14 protein-coding genes are annotated in these 15,821 nt (G+C 66.5%); 9 read left to right on the top strand and 5 right to left on the bottom strand.

The genetic code is table 11. The annotated features are described in order from the left end of the window. Positions 1 to 8: 8 nt before the first annotated feature. Entirely contained in the window at positions 9 to 407 is a 399-nt protein-coding gene (locus WME76_RS07130) for a sigma factor (protein ID WP_437959431.1), read from the bottom strand. 54 nt (positions 408 to 461) lie between these two features. Here WME76_RS07130 and WME76_RS07125 point away from each other — a divergent pair, with 54 nt between their 5' ends. From WME76_RS07125 to tnpC, 9 genes are all read left to right on the top strand, one after another. Next, positions 462 to 1,382 carry a hypothetical protein gene (locus tag WME76_RS07125; protein WP_437959430.1) on the top strand — a complete coding sequence of 307 codons (921 nt, stop codon included), beginning with the start codon at positions 462 to 464 and terminating at the stop codon, positions 1,380 to 1,382. Between the two features lie 438 nt (positions 1,383 to 1,820). Next, positions 1,821 to 2,360, top strand: coding sequence for a hypothetical protein (locus WME76_RS07120; RefSeq protein ID WP_437959429.1), 540 nt, complete (start codon positions 1,821 to 1,823; stop codon positions 2,358 to 2,360). 20 nt (positions 2,361 to 2,380) lie between these two features. Beyond that, positions 2,381 to 3,061, top strand: a complete 681-nt coding sequence (locus tag WME76_RS07115) for a hypothetical protein (RefSeq protein ID WP_437959428.1) — start codon at positions 2,381 to 2,383, stop codon at positions 3,059 to 3,061. Next, positions 3,058 to 4,164, top strand: coding sequence for a hypothetical protein (locus tag WME76_RS07110; protein WP_437959427.1), 1,107 nt, complete (start codon positions 3,058 to 3,060; stop codon positions 4,162 to 4,164). The genes WME76_RS07115 and WME76_RS07110 overlap by 4 nt, the downstream gene beginning before the upstream one ends. Before the next feature lie 434 nt (positions 4,165 to 4,598). Beyond that, complete coding sequence (locus tag WME76_RS07105; RefSeq protein WP_437954402.1) at positions 4,599 to 5,051, top strand: helix-turn-helix domain-containing protein; 453 nt, start codon at positions 4,599 to 4,601, stop codon at positions 5,049 to 5,051. A gap of 17 nt (positions 5,052 to 5,068) precedes the next feature. Next, positions 5,069 to 5,365, top strand: coding sequence for an IS66 family insertion sequence element accessory protein TnpB (gene tnpB, locus WME76_RS07100; protein ID WP_437959426.1), 297 nt, complete (start codon positions 5,069 to 5,071; stop codon positions 5,363 to 5,365). A gap of 21 nt (positions 5,366 to 5,386) precedes the next feature. After that, positions 5,387 to 5,728 (top strand): IS66 family insertion sequence element accessory protein TnpA, encoded by a 342-nt coding sequence (gene tnpA / locus WME76_RS07095; RefSeq protein ID WP_437954793.1) that lies wholly within the window; start codon positions 5,387 to 5,389, stop codon positions 5,726 to 5,728. Further along, on the top strand, positions 5,725 to 6,096 hold the full coding sequence (gene tnpB / locus WME76_RS07090) for an IS66 family insertion sequence element accessory protein TnpB (RefSeq protein ID WP_437954794.1): 372 nt from the start codon (positions 5,725 to 5,727) through the stop codon (positions 6,094 to 6,096). Before tnpA ends, tnpB (WME76_RS07090) begins: the two co-directional genes overlap by 4 nt. A gap of 120 nt (positions 6,097 to 6,216) precedes the next feature. Continuing rightward, the gene (gene tnpC / locus WME76_RS07085) at positions 6,217 to 7,821 is read left to right on the top strand and encodes an IS66 family transposase (RefSeq protein WP_437954795.1); all 1,605 of its coding nucleotides are present in this window, start codon (positions 6,217 to 6,219) and stop codon (positions 7,819 to 7,821) included. A gap of 315 nt (positions 7,822 to 8,136) precedes the next feature. Here tnpC and WME76_RS07080 read toward each other — a convergent pair whose 3' ends face one another. From WME76_RS07080 to hsdR, 4 genes are all read right to left on the bottom strand, one after another. Next, entirely contained in the window at positions 8,137 to 8,664 is a 528-nt protein-coding gene (locus WME76_RS07080; RefSeq protein WP_437959425.1) for a hypothetical protein, read from the bottom strand. Positions 8,665 to 8,808: 144 nt separating this feature from the next. Beyond that, complete coding sequence (locus tag WME76_RS07075; protein ID WP_437959424.1) at positions 8,809 to 10,464, bottom strand: restriction endonuclease subunit S; 1,656 nt, start codon at positions 10,462 to 10,464, stop codon at positions 8,809 to 8,811. Further along, positions 10,461 to 11,885 carry an N-6 DNA methylase gene (locus WME76_RS07070; protein ID WP_437959423.1) on the bottom strand — a complete coding sequence of 475 codons (1,425 nt, stop codon included), beginning with the start codon at positions 11,883 to 11,885 and terminating at the stop codon, positions 10,461 to 10,463. The genes WME76_RS07075 and WME76_RS07070 overlap by 4 nt, the downstream gene beginning before the upstream one ends. A gap of 25 nt (positions 11,886 to 11,910) precedes the next feature. Then, the gene (hsdR, locus tag WME76_RS07065) at positions 11,911 to 15,375 is read right to left on the bottom strand and encodes a type I restriction-modification system endonuclease (RefSeq protein ID WP_437959422.1); all 3,465 of its coding nucleotides are present in this window, start codon (positions 15,373 to 15,375) and stop codon (positions 11,911 to 11,913) included. Positions 15,376 to 15,821 lie beyond the last annotated feature (446 nt).

Genomic DNA, 15,821 nt, shown 5'->3' with positions numbered 1-15,821 from the left:
TCGCGACTCTACGCACGTGGCCGCCCTCCACAAGCACGCTTCAGAACGCGCTCTGCGGAGCGGCTACGCTCCAGCAGCACCAGAAACGCCACCGACACCGACTGCCAGCGGTCCAGGGGGGACGAGGCGTCGAGCGCGTCGGCCTCGCTCCAGACCGGCTCGGGCAGCCAGCTTCCGACGTAGCTCTCGCGCCGGCGGCGCGCCGAGCCCAGCAGGTTGAGGCACAGCCGCGTGACGATGGTGGCGAGCAGGGCCTTCGGCGACTCGACCTCGGTCTCGGGCACGGCCAGGTAGCGGATGTAGGCGTCCTGCACCACGTCCTCGGCGTCGGCCCCGCTGCCGAGCAGGCGGTAGGCGATCGCGAACAGGAAGCGGCGGTGGATCTCGACGTCGGATTTCATGGTCATGGCTTGCCTCGATCCTGAGACAGCGCGGCCGGCGCGGATGTGACATCCGCCCGGATGTCACACGGCGACCCGCTGCGTGGTCTCGCCGGCACCATGCGCAACCTCGTCCTGCTCGTCCTCGTCCCGCTGTTCCCCGCCTGCAATGGATCCTCCTCGCCGCCGTCGGGCTTCGAGGGCACCTGGAACTACGACCTGCCTGACCGCGCCAGCGGCACCAACCTGGCGCACGTGTCCTGTCCGGCCCAGAACGGCGCCCCCGCGGTGGAGCTCGACATCCCGCAGATCGGCAATCTGGTGCTGGCCCGCGACGGCGACGGGACGCTCGCCGGCCGCACCGATCAGGGTTGCTCGTGGACCTTCCACGACGCCGACGACGAGCACGCGAGCTTCGCGTCGGCGGAGGCGACCTGCGATAACCCGGTCATCGGATCGAGCTACACCATCACAAGCTGGACACTGGCCCGCGACGGCGCCGAGGCCACCGAGGTCGTCGACGCCATCAGCCACCGCCCCGGCGGCGCCGACTGCGACTTCGTGCTCGCCGCCGGCAAGCGCACCTGGGTCGACCCCGACGCCGACGACGATCCCGCCGCGGCGTTCGTCGGCTCGTGGGCCTACGCCCCGCCCGACCCGCTCACCCGCACCAACGTCGCCACCGTCGCCTGCGCCGACGCCGAGGGCAACCCGCTGCCGCCGAGCTACGAGCCCCAGGTCGGCAGCATCGCGATCGAGCGCACCGGACCGCACGCCGCCGCCGCCACCGACGGCGACGGCTGCACCTGGACCTTCGCGGTCCACGGCAACACGGCGTTGCTCGACCCGCCGGCGCAGCGCTGCGGCCCGCTCACGCTCCATCACTGGGCCCTTGCCGGCGACGGCGGCCACGCCTTCGAGGTCCGCAGCGGCGAGCGCGCCGGCTGCCGCGTCCTCCTGACCATCGGCGAGCGCGCCCGCCTGCAGGAGATCAGCCCATGATTGCCGCAGCGCCAGGCACGCTCGCGCCGAGCTCGGCGAGGCGACCGCCTGTCCCCCCATCGCTTGGGGCAGCATGGTTGCAGGCGGTCAAGCCTGGGTTGGTGAGCCCACGGCGCTCCCGGCCCAGGCTTCCCGAGGAACATCCGCTGCAAGGCTGGTGCACCAGCTTTACCGTTCACCGGGAGCGTCCGTCAGATCCGCGCACGAGGGCGGGCGGCGCTACCTCCGGGAGTTCGAGTCGCCGGAACGCGGCGGGGTGCAGGCCGACACGCGCTGGATCCGCGCAGGTCGCTGCGCACTGGCGCACGCTCTGGACGGTACGACCTCTGGCCCGTGTAGTGTTCTCGTCTAGATTCTGTTTGACGCCGATCCTGTGATCAGAAGAATGGGCCGCCTCGCCACGCTGCTCGCGTGTTTCGGACGACCGTGAGGGAGACGATGAGCACGACAGACCGGCAGCTCTCATCGTCGGCAGTGTTCGCTCTCCTGCTCAGTGTCGTTCCGACGCAGACAGACGCGTCCGAGCTGAGTGCCGGAATTAGCTTCGGGGGGATCCAGGCTGGCACCGTGACGCACCTGGCGGTGAGCCCACACGCGGGAATATCGTGGCGCATCAACGGCAATACCCTATTCAATGTTCACGACCTGCTCAGCGTCGTGCTTCCAATCCAGACAGGTGGGGCCGGCGTCTACAATAGCACCATCGCCGCTCTCGGATATGGTTGGAAGAACGGCGACTTTAGCGCTGGCCCATCCGTCGCGATCTACTTCATGCCGGCTTGCGGAAGTACATTGTGTGGGCACGTTGCCGGGATGGCGGTAGGCGCGCATGCGCAAACCAACGCATACGTTGCAGGACCGCTCGGCGTGTCGCTGAGCGCCAATGTGGATTGGGTCGACGGGAGCAGCCTCGTGCTCCCAGGTTACGTGTCCGTGCTTGTCGTTGTCGGTCCTGTGCTTCGGTGGAGCATCAGATGAACGCAAAAAGAATTCTGCTGATGATTCTGGGCATTGCCATCTGCATGCTGACGGCATGCAACTGGACGGTAGGGGACTGCTATCCCCGCGAGGAGTGGGTGAAGGGTGAGGGCGCAGGTGGACCAATCGGGCCGCCCGTTCCCATCTTCAGCTCCAGCGCATCGGGGGACTTCGGGGCTGCGCCGCCGGAAGGCCCGCAGGATGGCGACAAGGAGAAGATCCAGTGCAACAAAACGGAGGACGAAGAGGAGGAGGAGGAAGAAACGCACCCGACTCCGAGCCCGGAGAAGCCGGCAGATCCCTGCCAGCAGAGCGGCGCTCCGAGCATGGGGTGCACCGGTACTAAACCGATTGACCCGCGGGCGTTCAATTTTGTTACGATCGTCGCCGACGACGGGACTGTGAGCGGTTGGCAGGAGGCAAAGGCAAATCTGTTTTTTAGTCACAACCAAGAGGGCGACGACGCGTGTGTTATTCGCATCGGGATGCCTATCCGAAGTGAGATCTGGGGCAAGATCTCCCCAGATAGAGCAGCATCCATCAGCGCTGATGTGACGAATGCGTCGGCGAGAGAATTGTACGAGAATCAAGGGGGCGAGGATCTTCCACCTGGCATATTCTGCGATCGGCTCAAAAGCGAGATGAGAATACGGTTTGCAAAAAGATACGATGGTCTCGGCGCTAGGGTAATGAGTCCATGAAACACAACCTGGGCGAGCTGCTAGATCTTGTCTACAGATACTATCCACGCGGGGTTGGGATAACCCATGACGTCGACGAACAGCTCCGCAGCAAAACCGAAGAGCACGCCCGGCTAGTGGCCGCGCGGATCCAGGCTGCAAAGGACGCGCGCTGGCACGCCATGCGGCGTCGCGTCGGAGAACGCTTTCCCGGCATGCTCACGGATCAGTCGCTACATCTCCTCAGCGGTGGCTGCGATGGTTGCTATTCCTTTACGATCAATCTGCCACAGTCTGCCGGCCGAACGCTCTGGTTTGAAGTGAGCTTTCTCGCTCCTTACTACATCATCCACAGTCCTCGCACGATCGAAATAGTGAAGGATCCAAGGGATGCTTTCTCGATCACCTTTCGGGACATGCTGTTCATCGTGTCTCGAAGCCCGCTCGATCCGAGGCTGATCTCAAACCCGGACCATGAACGCCCAAGGACCGTCACCATAACGCGGCAATACGTCACCTTCGATCTGTCGCCTGACGAGCAGCCGTACGCGGACTGGATCGCCCACGAGATCGAAGCAACCTTCGGTTGCGAGCGCATGCCGCCGGAGGTCGGAACCGTCCTCGTGCCGGATGTGACGGCAGGCGTGCGACTTCCCGGTGAGGCCAGACTCTACGACTGCTTGTTCTCGGACCAGCATACATGGGTGAAACCGTCGCCGTCCGAAGAGCCGGCACCCCGGGTAGAGGTCGATGCGAGCAGCCTCACGGAACGGTTTGTCGATGTGCTTACCGTGCTCCGGGCGCACCACCAGATTGGATTGATCCTCAGGTTACCAGCGATTGCTCGAAAGCTGCCGGAGCCAGAACGCCAGTCGCTAGCGGTCTTTTTGTCGGCGTCGACGGATGGATTCCTGCACAAGGATAAGATGCTACAGGAGCTTGCGCGCATGCGTCCGCACGACGAGTCGCCGGAGACTCTCCGCGCCATGGCGGCCAAGCGCGAGCTCGAGGCGCTGGTCGCGTCGTGGGACGGTGAAGGCGAGCCGCCGGCCGCCATGGTAGCCTGGGCCTCCAGCTTCCTGGCGAGCTGGCCCGTGGACTCGGAGTCCGAAGTTTCGTCGTAGCCGTCGTGGAGATCCGCGCCGTCCTCCCCTGACGTGACTGCGGCTATTCGGGGAAGCGAAGCGTCGGGTGAGCGCTCCGTCGTCACCTGGGACCCTCCTCTACGCCTCAGCCTCGTGGGCCGCGCAGGATGCACCAGCGCGATCACGAGCGACGATCCGCGCGATCACGACCGTGATCCCGCTGATCACGATGCTCATCCCGGTGATCACGATGCGCTGATCCGAGCGATCACGATGCGGTAATCTCGGTGATCACGATGGCGTGAAATCCGCACCTACTGCGCTGTCGGTCTGGGCGTTCCGGGGAACATGCGCTGCAACGCAGGTGCACCAGCCTTCCCGTTCACCGTGAGCGTCCCGTCCGCTCCGCGTAGCCGCTCCGCAGACCGCGTCTTTTCCCTGGCCAGCTTCGGTTGCACGCTACGCGGCGTCCGATGAGGGCCGTGCCCTCGTCGAGCGAAGAGGAGCGAGCGATGCCAGGAAGCAGGGAGCTGGTGCAGCTGCGTGCGGAGCTGTCGAGGTATCGAGAGCAGAAGAGCCGTGGGAAGTACCCGGGCGAGCTGCGAGAGCGAGCCGAGGCGTACGCCAGGGAGCGTTCCCGGGCGGGGGCGACGCCGACCGAGATCGCCACGGAGCTCGGTGTCCACAAGATGACGGCCGACCGATGGGTGGCTGGCGGTGAGCGCGCAGATGAGGGGGCGTTGCCAGCGACCATCAAGGCGGCTCAGCATGTTTCGTTCCTACCCGTCGTGGTGCGCCCGGAGCGCCGAGAGGCGCCGCCTTTGCGGCTCAACGTCGCATTTGCCGATGGGACACGGATGCAGGTACGTGGGATAGGCGCGCGCGACCTCGTGGAAGCGATCGAAGCGTTGCGGAGGGGGCAGTGACGCCCGCGACGATAGCCGTGTATCTGGCGGTCGGACCAGTGGACTTGCGTGGCGCGTTCGACCGGCTCGCCGCGATCACCCGGCAGGTGCTGTGCCTGGACCCGGCCAGCGGCGCGCTGTTCTTGTTCCTTAACAAGAGGCGCAACCGGCTGAAGGCACTTTGGTGGGACCGCAACGGATACACAATTCTGTACAAGCGTCTCTCGAAGGGTGCGTTTGCTCTGCCCTCGTTCACCGAGGCCGACGGCAAGTGTATAGAGCTGTGTACGCGTTCTGCGGACCCCATCCTGTCTTCGAGCCTCTGCGCCGCTTAGAAACCGGCGCCGGAGGTATCGATGGACGAGAGCACACGCACCTGGCGCGACCGCGTGGCGCGCTGGCACAAGAGCGGGCACTCCGCCCGCGTGTTCGCGGAGCAGGAGGGGGTCAACGCCGGCACGCTGTACTCGTGGAGCCGCCGACTGGGCATGAAGCGGAGCGACTACCGGCAGCGCTCGGAGAAGGCGACGCTGCCCACGTTGCTCCCGGTGGTGGTCGCCCCGTCGGGCGCTGCGGCCTGCCCTTCGGGCGCGGCGCTGGAGATCGTCTTCCCAGACGGCGCGGTCGTGCGCGTACCACCGACGTTCGACGAGGAGACATTGGCGCGCGTTGTTCGAGCGCTCGGGGGTATGCGATGATCCCGGGCCGCGTCTCGATCTACGTTGCCACCGAGCCGCTCGACCTGCGCCGGTCGTTCGATGGCCTCGCTGCTGTCGTGCGGGAAGTGCTACGGGAGGACCCGCTCTCCGGAGCGCTGTTTCTCTTTTTCAACAGGGCAGCTGACCGCTGCAAGGCCCTGTGGTGGGACCGCAGCGGGTACTGTCTTCTCTACAAAAGGCTAGAGCGCGGAACGTTTCGAGTCCCGCGCGCAATCACACCGGGTGGCACGAGCGTCATCATCGACGCCGCCGAGCTCGCGAAGATCCTGGAGGGCATCGCGCTTGCGCCCTCGAAGCTGCGGCGAGAGGTCCGCCTCGCTGAGGCTGCACCCCCTCCAGCCCCCTGATCCTACCTGATAGCACTGCATTCTCGCGGGCAGCACCCATGGTTGCATTCCCGCGAGACGCTGTAACTTTCCTCAACAAGCCCCTTCAAAAAGCAGGAGCTCACGAGTACTTACCGCCCCGTGAGCAAGCCGGTCGAAGAGCAGATTCGCGAGCTCAAGGACAAACTCGCGCGCGCTGCCCACGAGCGGGACGAGTACCGCAAGCTCTACGAGCTCGCCAGCATCGAGCTGGAGCGGCTTCGCCGGCACATCTTCGGCCAGAAGGCCGAGCACGTCGACCCCGGGCAGATGCAGCTCGCGTTCGACGCGATCGTACAGATGCTCGCGGGCGCCGGTGCGCAGCCGGACGCGGGCGCGACCGGCTCGCCGGAAGGCCGCGATGACGCCACGCCGAACGGCTCTTCCGGCGGCGGGGACAAGGGGCGCCAGGCCCGCCCGCACGGGCGGCAACGCCTGCCCGAGCATCTGCCTGTCGAGCGGATCGAGCTGTTGCCGCCGGAGGCGCAGGATGAGCGCGCGACCGCGCTCGTCCGCGTCGGCGAGGAGGTGTCGGAGACGCTGGAGTGGCGGCCCGCGAGCTTCGTGCGGCTGCAGATCGTGAGGCCGAAGTTCGCGGTCAAAGGTGAGCCCGAGCAAGGCATCACGATCGCCGACGTCCCCGACAGCCCCATCCCGCGCTGTCTCGCCGGTCCGGGTTTGCTCGCGCACGTGCTGGTGAGCAAGTACGCGGATCACTTGCCGCTTCACCGGCAGGAGAAGATGTTCGAGCGCTGGGGCCTTCACCTCTCGCGCTCGACGCTGTGCGGTTGGGTCGAATCGTGCGCCGACAAGCTCGCGATCCTCGTCGGGGCGATGGCCAAGGACGCCCTGAACGCGCACTGCATCGCCATCGATGCCACCGGCGTGCTGGTGCAAGCAAAGGAAAGGTGCCGGCGGGGCCACTTCTGGGTCCTGGTGGCGGACCGAGATCACGTCCTGTTCCGGTTCACGCCCCATCACAACCAGGATGGCCCCAAGGAGTTCCTTCGGGGCTACAAGGGCTATGTCCAGGCCGACGCCTCCAACGTCTACGAGCAGCTCTTCCGCACCGAGCAGGTGACCGAGGTCGGTTGCTGGGCCCATAGCCGGCGGAAGTTCTTCGAAGCGATGACCTCCGACCGGGAGCGCGCGACAGTCGCCATCGGCTTCATTCGCAAGCTCTACGCGATCGACAAGGCGACCAAGGAGCTGCCTCCGAGCCGCCGGACCGAGAAGCGCCGGACGGATGCCGAGCCCGTGCTCGTGGCCTTCCGCGCCTGGCTTGAGACAGAGGACGTGCTCGTCCTGCCGAAAAGCCCCATCGCCGGGGCCATCGGCTACGCGCTCAATCAGTGGACCGCGCTCACTCGCTTCCTTGAGGATGGTCGGCTCCGCCTGGACAACAATCGGAGCGAGCTTGAGCTCCGCCGCGAAGCCGTCGGCAGGAAGAACTGGCTCTTCGTGGGCAGCAAGGACGGCGCCGAGTGGAACGCCACTATCGTGTCGCTCATTGCCTCCTGTGGGCTGAACGGCATCGAGCCCTGGGCCTACCTGCGCGACGTGTTGATCCTGCTGCGAACCTGGCCTCCCGAGCGGCTCATCGAGCTCGCTCCCAAGTCCTGGAAGCAGACCCTCGAGAACACTGACGCTCGGCAGCAGCTCGCGGCCAGTCCGTGGCCTCGGGCGCCGGCCGCGGCCGCCAGCTGATCGCTCCCCGGCCTCGCCGTCCGCTGCCGCAGGCACCGGCGCCCCCTTGCCGGCCGCCGGACTCGCCGCTCGCCGGCGTTGCTGCGCTGGTGCCGCCTCTTCGGCGCTCGCTCGGCCGACGCGTGGCCTCCGGCGCCTCGTCGACGACTCGGGGTCGGCAGTGGCATCGGCGGCACGCGGCTTCGCTGCCGTGCGCCTGCGGGCGACCTGCACGCGGGCGGGGAGATCGGCATCGACCGCCGCTTTACCCGCTCGCTGCTGCGCCCAACCACCCTTCGCCGCAGGCCGCTCTTGCTCTCGCATCGCGTCGCGAATCTACGGCGACGGCACGCACCTCGCGAGGATGGGGTCTACAGGACGGATACGCATTTTGCGTGCGACAATGACTCCATCACCGTCGTTCCGCCATTCTTCTGGCCTGTAGACACCGGTCGTCCCGTCCGGATGCTGGACGATCACAGCCTCGGGATAGCTGTCGAGGAGCTCGCGGTTTCGCCGGATCTCCGCGGCGGTTGGCGTGCCGTGGGGATCGGCAGGATCGAACGCTGGCGTGTTGTGCTCCGTTCGCTCGGGAACGCTGGACGGCTTGGCCTTGTGGACCGGCGCGACGAAGGCCATGCAGATGGCCAGTTGCGCCTTCGTCGAGGCGAGCTCGGTACGTTCGGCCTTGCAGCCGTCTCGGGTAGGCGCCGCGGCGATGGGCGACGATGGCGCAGGGGACGACGAGGTCGATGCGCTCTCGAGCGCCTGGGCGAGCGGTGCGCCGCGCGGCATGGCGCGTCCGATGAAGACGCCGGCGATGCCGGCGACGAGCGCGAACAGAAGGGAGCCGCGCATGGTCATGAGAGGCCTCGCCGCTACAGTGGATAGCCGGGTGGTACAGGCTGTGCGGTACTGGTGAGCTCGGTTCGGCACTCCTGAGGAATGACAATGGCCGCAGGCTTGTTCCCGATGGATGACAGCTCGCGGGGCACCAAGCGCTGGCGGCTATCCTCGAGAACGCGCTGGAGTCTGGCTTCGGCGGCTTGCCTGGGGTCTCCTCCCTCGCTCGGCGGGGGTGGATAGGGCCGGAGGCGGGGATGCGGCGGCGCGGCGGCGGCCGGCGCCATTGATGGGCTTGCCGTTCTGCTCGCGCTCGGCGCGGAGGCGATCGATGAGGACGGAGGCGGGCTCGTCGTTCGGGTCCTGGGGGACGAGCTCGCCGCGGAAGGCTTTGGCGAGGATGGCGCGATTGAAATCGATGAGCCGTCTGTTCGAATCTGCACAAGCTTGTGAAAGGCGAGACAGTCGAGCCTGCACATTCGCTATTCGTCGTACGATCTCAACCTGTTCGTGTGCTGGTGGAAGCGCTACGCGCACCGCAAGAATGTCGTCGAGCCCAAGCCCAGCTTTCGTCATACCGCGGTTCTCTGCGAGAAGTTGTCGTTTTCCTGCGGAGGGCGCCGCCAAGAAGTGCGCCAGATACTCGCTCAACTCGGGTGTAACGAGCCGTGCAAGCGCGATATGCTGGTTTACATAAGCTTCGCCGAGCCCGTCTCGGGCCAGGCCAACCATGCCAAGATCCGCAGTGATAGAGATGAGTATATCGCCGGGTTGCACCCGTGTACGAACTCCTTCTGCTCCATGTGGTGGCTTCACACATTGTATATCCCGAAGATCGAGCTCGATTGTGTGATGCTCGAGGTTGCCAACCCGGATAAATAGAGGCCCTTCTTCCGCGTAAAATTCGGCCCAACCACGTGATCCACTCGTTACAAATTGCAACAGCTCCTCGTTGGTGGCCCACGCCCATCCCTCCGGCAGCTCCGGTAGTTCGCTCGCATCCACTGGTGCCGGCTCTTCGTACTTGTCCTTCCACCGATCGTCCCCCGGTACCTTCCCCTTCGCCCGCATCTTGGCGAGCTCCGCCTCCTCCCACCGCCGCCGCCGCTCGGCGCGGATCCGCTTGAGCAGCTCCTCGGCCGGCTCCACGTCGGGGTTCTTCTCCCGCCAGTCTGCCGTGAGATCGCCGCGGAAGGCGGCTGCGAGCACGGACTGGCGGAAGCGCTCGAGGAGCGCGGGAATGGCATCGAGGGACTCCTTGGCGTGGCGACTCTTGGCCGTGAGGGCGTCGATCTTGGCCACGATGCGGCGCTGCTCTGCGATAGGTGGCAACAGTACGGGCATCTCCAACAGTTGAGTCGTATTGATGCCGTCCCGAGTGGCTCCGTGGTTCACCTCATCTAGGTAATCACGAACGACAGCTGACCCGCGCACATAGTGCATGAAGAGCTGCGGCACACACGCGGAGTCTGCGAGACGGAGCCTCATGATGTGATAATTAAACAGGCTACCATCCAACGCCTTGGGCACAATGCTCGCGCGACCAACGGATGCCATGCGCGAGAACAGGATGTCTCCGTCGCGCAACCTGTACCTATCTAGGCCTTCCGCCTTGTCAGGGCTTACATAATTAGCTTTACCCAGTGAGATTCCAGCGTCCGTTAGGCACCCGATCGTCAGAACCAGCGTACCCTTGCTTACAAAATCCTCGCGACCGAGATTGGTACCAAATGGTCCGGTGAGGACTGGCTGTTCGCCTGGTCTTGCGAGATCTGCGACTCGCGCGGTGCACCAACCTGTGGGGACATCACCATCAGTCACTTCTCCACCCCCAGCTCCGACTGCAGCACCTCTATTTCCGTCGTCGCCACCCGCAGTTTCTCCAGGATCTCCGCCGCGATTTCCTCCGGCTCTGGAAGGTCGTCCACGCCATGGTCGCTCTCGTCCTTGAGCCACGCGATGTCGAGGTTATCTCCCCTCGCCTTGATTTCCTCCCGTGTGAACCTCCGGAACCGCCCCTCCGCCCCCTGGTCCTTCCGCCGGCTCTTCCCGTACGGATCGCTCCCGGACGCCTTCTCGAATTCCGCGAAGTGCTCCTGCCCGAGCCGCGTCCGCTTCCCGAACGACGGCATGTTCGCCCGCAGGTCATAGACCCACACCGCCTTGGTGTTGCCCTTGTCCTTCCGGTCCTCCCCGCGCGTGAAGAACAGCACGTTCGTCTTCACCCCCTGCGCGTAGAAGATCCCCGTCGGCAGCCGCAGGATCGTGTGCAGATCGCACTTGTCCATCAAGTCGGCTCGGATCTGCGCCCCGGTGTTCTCCTCGAAGAGCACGTTGTCCGGCAGCACCACCGCGGCCCGCCCGCCCGGCTTCAGACTGCGGTAGATGTGCTGCAAGAACGCGAGCTGCTTGTTCGAGGTCGGATACGTAAAGTCCTTCCGCGACGGCAGCCCGCCCCCCTTCTTCGTCCCGAAGGGCGGGTTCGTCAGGATCACATCCGCAGGCGCCAGCCGCTCGCCGTCTGACGCGAGCGTGTCGCCGCGCACCAGGTTCGCCTCGATGCCGTGTAGCATCAGGTTCATCAGCGCCAGCCGGTGCGCGTCCTCCACCAGCTCGATGCCGTAGAACGCCTTCGTCCGCTGGAACTCCTGCTCCCGCTGGCTCAGCGCATAGATCTTGTCATCCGCCTTGATGTACCGGTCCGCCGCGATCAGAAACCCCGCCGTCCCCGCCGCCGGATCCTGCACCAGCTCCCCCGCCTTGGGCTGGACCAGCCGCACCATGCAGTCGATCAGCGGCCGCGGCGTGAAGTACTGCCCGGCGCCCGACTTCTTCTCGCTCGCGTTCCGCTGGAGCAGGTCCTCGTACATGTTGCCGAGCCCCTCCTCGCGCGCCGAGTACCAGTCGAGTCGCTCGATCTCCTTCACCAGGGTCTCGAGGTTCCTCGGCTGCTTGATCGACGTCTTGGCGTTGACGAAGATCCCCTGCACGCGCCCCGACGCCTCGGTGCCCAGGTGGAGCAGCGTGGCGCGGTAGAAGTTGAGCAGCCCGATCCCCGTCTTGCCCGAGAGATCGTCCCAGCGATACCCCTTGGGCAGCTCCTTCTCCGTGCTCGTCTCCTTCGCCATCTTGAGGAAGAGCAGGTACGTCAGCTCGGTGAGGTACTCGTGGTAGGTGATGCCGTCGTCCCGGAGGACGTGGCACAGATCCCAGAGCTTGCGGACGATGTCGGCGGTGGTCATGGTCGGCGCGCCCTCCCTATCACAGTCAGCCCGCTGCCCTCTCCCAGATCGCCTCCCTCAGGTCGCCAAGCACCTTCTCGAGCTGGCCGTCGAAGATCTTGTCGATCCGCTGGAAGCCGCCGTCGGCCTGGAACTGCCCGCGATCGAGCGCCGCCCGGTCCACCACCTCGTCGGCCTTGATCTGCTTGCCGATGCGCTCCAGCCAGCGGCGCTGCACCGGCGTCCACGCGCGGCTCTGGACGATCTTCGCCACGGCCCGGTCCACCCGCTCGCCGTAGGGCACGAGCGGATCGCCGAGCGCCGCCCGCCGGATGAAGCCCATGATCGACGCGGCGATGTCGGCGTTCGTCTTGTCCCGCCACGCGGTCCGCAGCACCGACTCGCTGTACCCCGCCCCGTCGAGCGCGAGCTTGAGCTCCCGGAGCTGCTCCCGCGTCAGATCGCGCGGGCGCTGCGTGACCACCATGAGCGCCGGGTGCGTGTTGAGGTGGTCGCGGACGTAGGCAGCAAAGCTCTCCAGGTAGTCGTCCGGCCGCGCCGCCTTGCCATAGCCGCGGCCCACCTCGATCACCCGGTCGGCGTGATCCGAGACGATCAGCGGCCGGCCAGCCTCGAGCCGCTCGTCCAGGACCGCGACGAGATACCCGTGCTGCGCGAAGAACTCCACCGCCGCGTCCGGCGTCCCCGCCTTGAGCCGGCGGGCGACCTCGGCCGGCGACATCCCCGCGACGTTCTCGAACCGGGCGAGGCGCTCGCCCTTCAGCACCTGCCGCTTGCGCTGGAGCTTCGCGATGAGCTGCTCCAGCACCACCGCCCGCACCTCGGCGTCCTTCTCCTCCCGGAGCTCCTTCACGAGCTTCTCGAACGAGAGGCTCACGTCGTTCACCACCGACGTCATCGAGGTGAGCCGCTCGAAGTTCTCGTAGAGCGCCACCGCGTCGAAGATGCGAAAGCTCGCCTTCTCGATCTCCGGGCAAAGACGCGTGGCCCGGCCGAGCATCTGCTCGTACAGGATGCGGCTCTTGACCTGCCGCAGGAAGACCAGGTTGCATATCTTCGGGACGTCGATGCCGGTGGTGAGCAGATCCACGGTGACGGCCACGCTGGGGAGCCGCTCGTTCTTGAAGTGCCGGATGAGCTGGAGCGGGCGATCGACGCTGGGATGGCCGGTGATCTTGGCAACCGTCCCGTCGTCGACGTCGCCGTACAGCTCGCGGAACGCCTTCTCCAGGAGCAAGACGACGAGATCGGCGTGCGCGTCGTTGACGCAGAAGATCAGCGTCTTGCCCGGGAGCGTCGGGTCGATGTGCCGGGCGAGCTCGGCGCACACGGCCTCGTTGAAGCTCCGGGTGATCACCTTGCTGTTGAACCCGTCGATGTCGACCTTCACCTCGTCCTTGACGTCGACGAGCTCCTCGGCCGCGGTGCGCGGGTTGAAGAGGCGCATCGTCTCGCCCTTCTTCCAGAGCATCCCCTTCCTGGCCAGATCGGTGACGATGGTCACCGGCGGCTCGTGGTCGACGAGGCAGCCGTCGATCACCGCCTCCCGGTACGAGTAGAGGAAGACCGGCTCGCCGAAGATATCCTTCGTGTGCGCCGCGGGCGTGGCCGTGAGGCCGATCTTCACTGCGTCGAAGTGATCGAGCACGCGCCGGTACCTGGAGACGTAGTCGTCGTCGCTGCGGAAGCGCAGCTCGACGTCGCTCATCTCCTGATCGAGCGTGTATCCGCGGTGGCACTCGTCGACGACGATGCAGTCGTACTGGTCGACCGACGGCACGTCGCCCTCCACCTTCGGGTCGAGGACGCGCTTGACCATGCCCTGGATTGTCGCGACATGCAGCTTGGTGCCCGCGTCGGGCCGCGCGTCCTCGAGCCCCTTGATATTGTAGATCTCCGCGAACGTCTGCAGGTTCTCGAGCCGTACGTCCTTGAGCGCGTCCACCGTCTGTTCGCCGAGCGCGCTCCGGTCGACGAGGAAGAGGATGCGCCGGAACCGCTGGGCCTTGATCAGCCGGTAGACGAGCCCGATGGCCGTGCGCGTCTTCCCCGTCCCCGTGGCCATCGCCACGAGGCACGCCCGCTGCCCGCCCTCGATCGTCGTCTCCACGGCCCGGATGGCGCGGATCTGGTAATCGCGCAGGTCGAGGTAGCCCGTGGGCTCGCTGTCCAGCCGGGCGTGGGCGGCGGCGATGTCCTGCTTGAAGAGCGCGACGAGCCCCTCGGGCGTGTACCAGCCCTCGAGCGGGCGCGCGAGGTTGGTTGAACGCCGCGCGTCGCGGAACCAGATGCCGCTCTTGGTCTCGATCTGCTTGAGATACGCCCGCCCGTTGGTGGCGAAGAGGAACGGCACCTTGTGCCCCTTGTCCCACGGACCGCCCGCGAACCTGGCCTCACCCTCGAGCGTGAGACCGCGGCTGTAGCGGACCGTCTGCTGTTTGAGGACATTGGCCACGTCCACGCTCATCTTCTTCGCCTCGACGACCGCGAACACCTCGAGCCCGACGAACAGCGCATAGTCGACAGGGCCCGTCTCCGTCGGCCACTCGGCGATGGCGAGGTTCTTCCCCTTCTGCGGCCTCGTCCCCCGCCGGTAGTCCAGGTGCTCGGAGTCGGCCTCCCAGCCCGCGTTGCGGAGCTGCGCGTCGATGATCCGTCGGGTGGCGGCCTCGTCGAGGTGGATCGCCTGCGCCGCCTCGGCGGCCCGCTCGACCACGGCCTGGATGGCGGCGGGCGGTGCCGCCGCGGCCTGCTCCTGGAGGGCCGCGAGCTCGGCCGCGAGCTGCGCCTTCTGGCGCTCGAAGGCCGCGACGTCCTTCGCCCGCTTCTGCTCGGCCTCGGTGGCGAGGGCTTCCCAGAGCGCCCCGTCCTCGGCCGCCTTCCGGGCACGCTCCTCGGCCGTGAGGCGCTTCTTCCCTTCCTCCTCGGCTGCCGCGCGGACGGCCTCGATGTCGACCTTGCTCCTGGCCAGCTCTGCGCGCAGCCGCTCGAGCTCGGTGGCGAGCGCGGCGTCTTCCTTCGCCGGGTCGGGGGGCGGCACGAAGGGGCCGGGGTCGAACTTCCTGTCGTTCCCGAACGAACGCTGGAACCAGACGGCGAGCTCGCGCGCCATCTTGAGCTGGTGCAGCGCCTCGCGGTGGTCGCCGCGGATCTCGTGGGTCGCCTTGTTGCCGGCGACGCGCAGGTCGTGGAAGAGCTGCCGCGTCGTCACGTCGAGCGCGCCCCGCTCGCGGAGGCGGGTGATCAGCGTGGCCTGGTTGTCCTCGGGCGACGCGTAGAGCCCGAGGCGCGCGGCGGCGCGCTGCGCGAGGATCTCGCCGAACTGCCGCAGCTTCACCAGGCAGGTGTTCGGGTCCTCAGCGAAGTAGCGCTCCGCCTGCGTTCCGAGGACGACGAGGCGCGGGTCATGGTGGGCGAGAAAGAAGAAGTTGGGCGATGCAGCAGGGGGCACAGGATCGAGCTCGCGCGTGGGTGGGGGGGACCGTTCCATGGAACACCAGCCCGGGGTGCCGGTGGAAGCGGAACGAAACCAATCTGGACGGCACCACGTAAGGAGCAGGTGCTCAGGGGCACGCGAGCGAAGGGCACCTTTCCGGAAGATGTGCGCAAGGACCGGCGCGGTGCTGGAGGCGCCAGCCTCCACACATGGAGGTCATGGCCCCCAGCGCGCGACGAGGGCGGCCGCGCCCGGGCTTCCGGCATCCTCCGAACACCGCTCCACGCCGGCGCTCGCCCCGCGAGCAAACCCCTTGTTTCCTCGGCCAATATCGATCACCTCGCGCCGATCGCCGTCGCGAGCCGCGCCCTGCCCGGCCCGCCAGCGCGGCTTGCGGAGCATGGACCTGAAGTTGCTATTCGGTAGGTCAAGTCGGTCGCGCTGCTCGCGCTGGTCAGTTCATCGAGCTGCTCGATCCACCTGAGTCGCTGACCCAGCGA

Source organism: Sorangium sp. So ce119, from assembly GCF_051524405.1.
In the GTDB taxonomy this organism is placed as follows: domain Bacteria; phylum Myxococcota_A; class Polyangia; order Polyangiales; family Polyangiaceae; genus Sorangium; species Sorangium cellulosum_G.
Note: the sequence above shows the minus strand (reverse complement) of the source record. Positions and strands in the feature narration are given on the sequence as shown.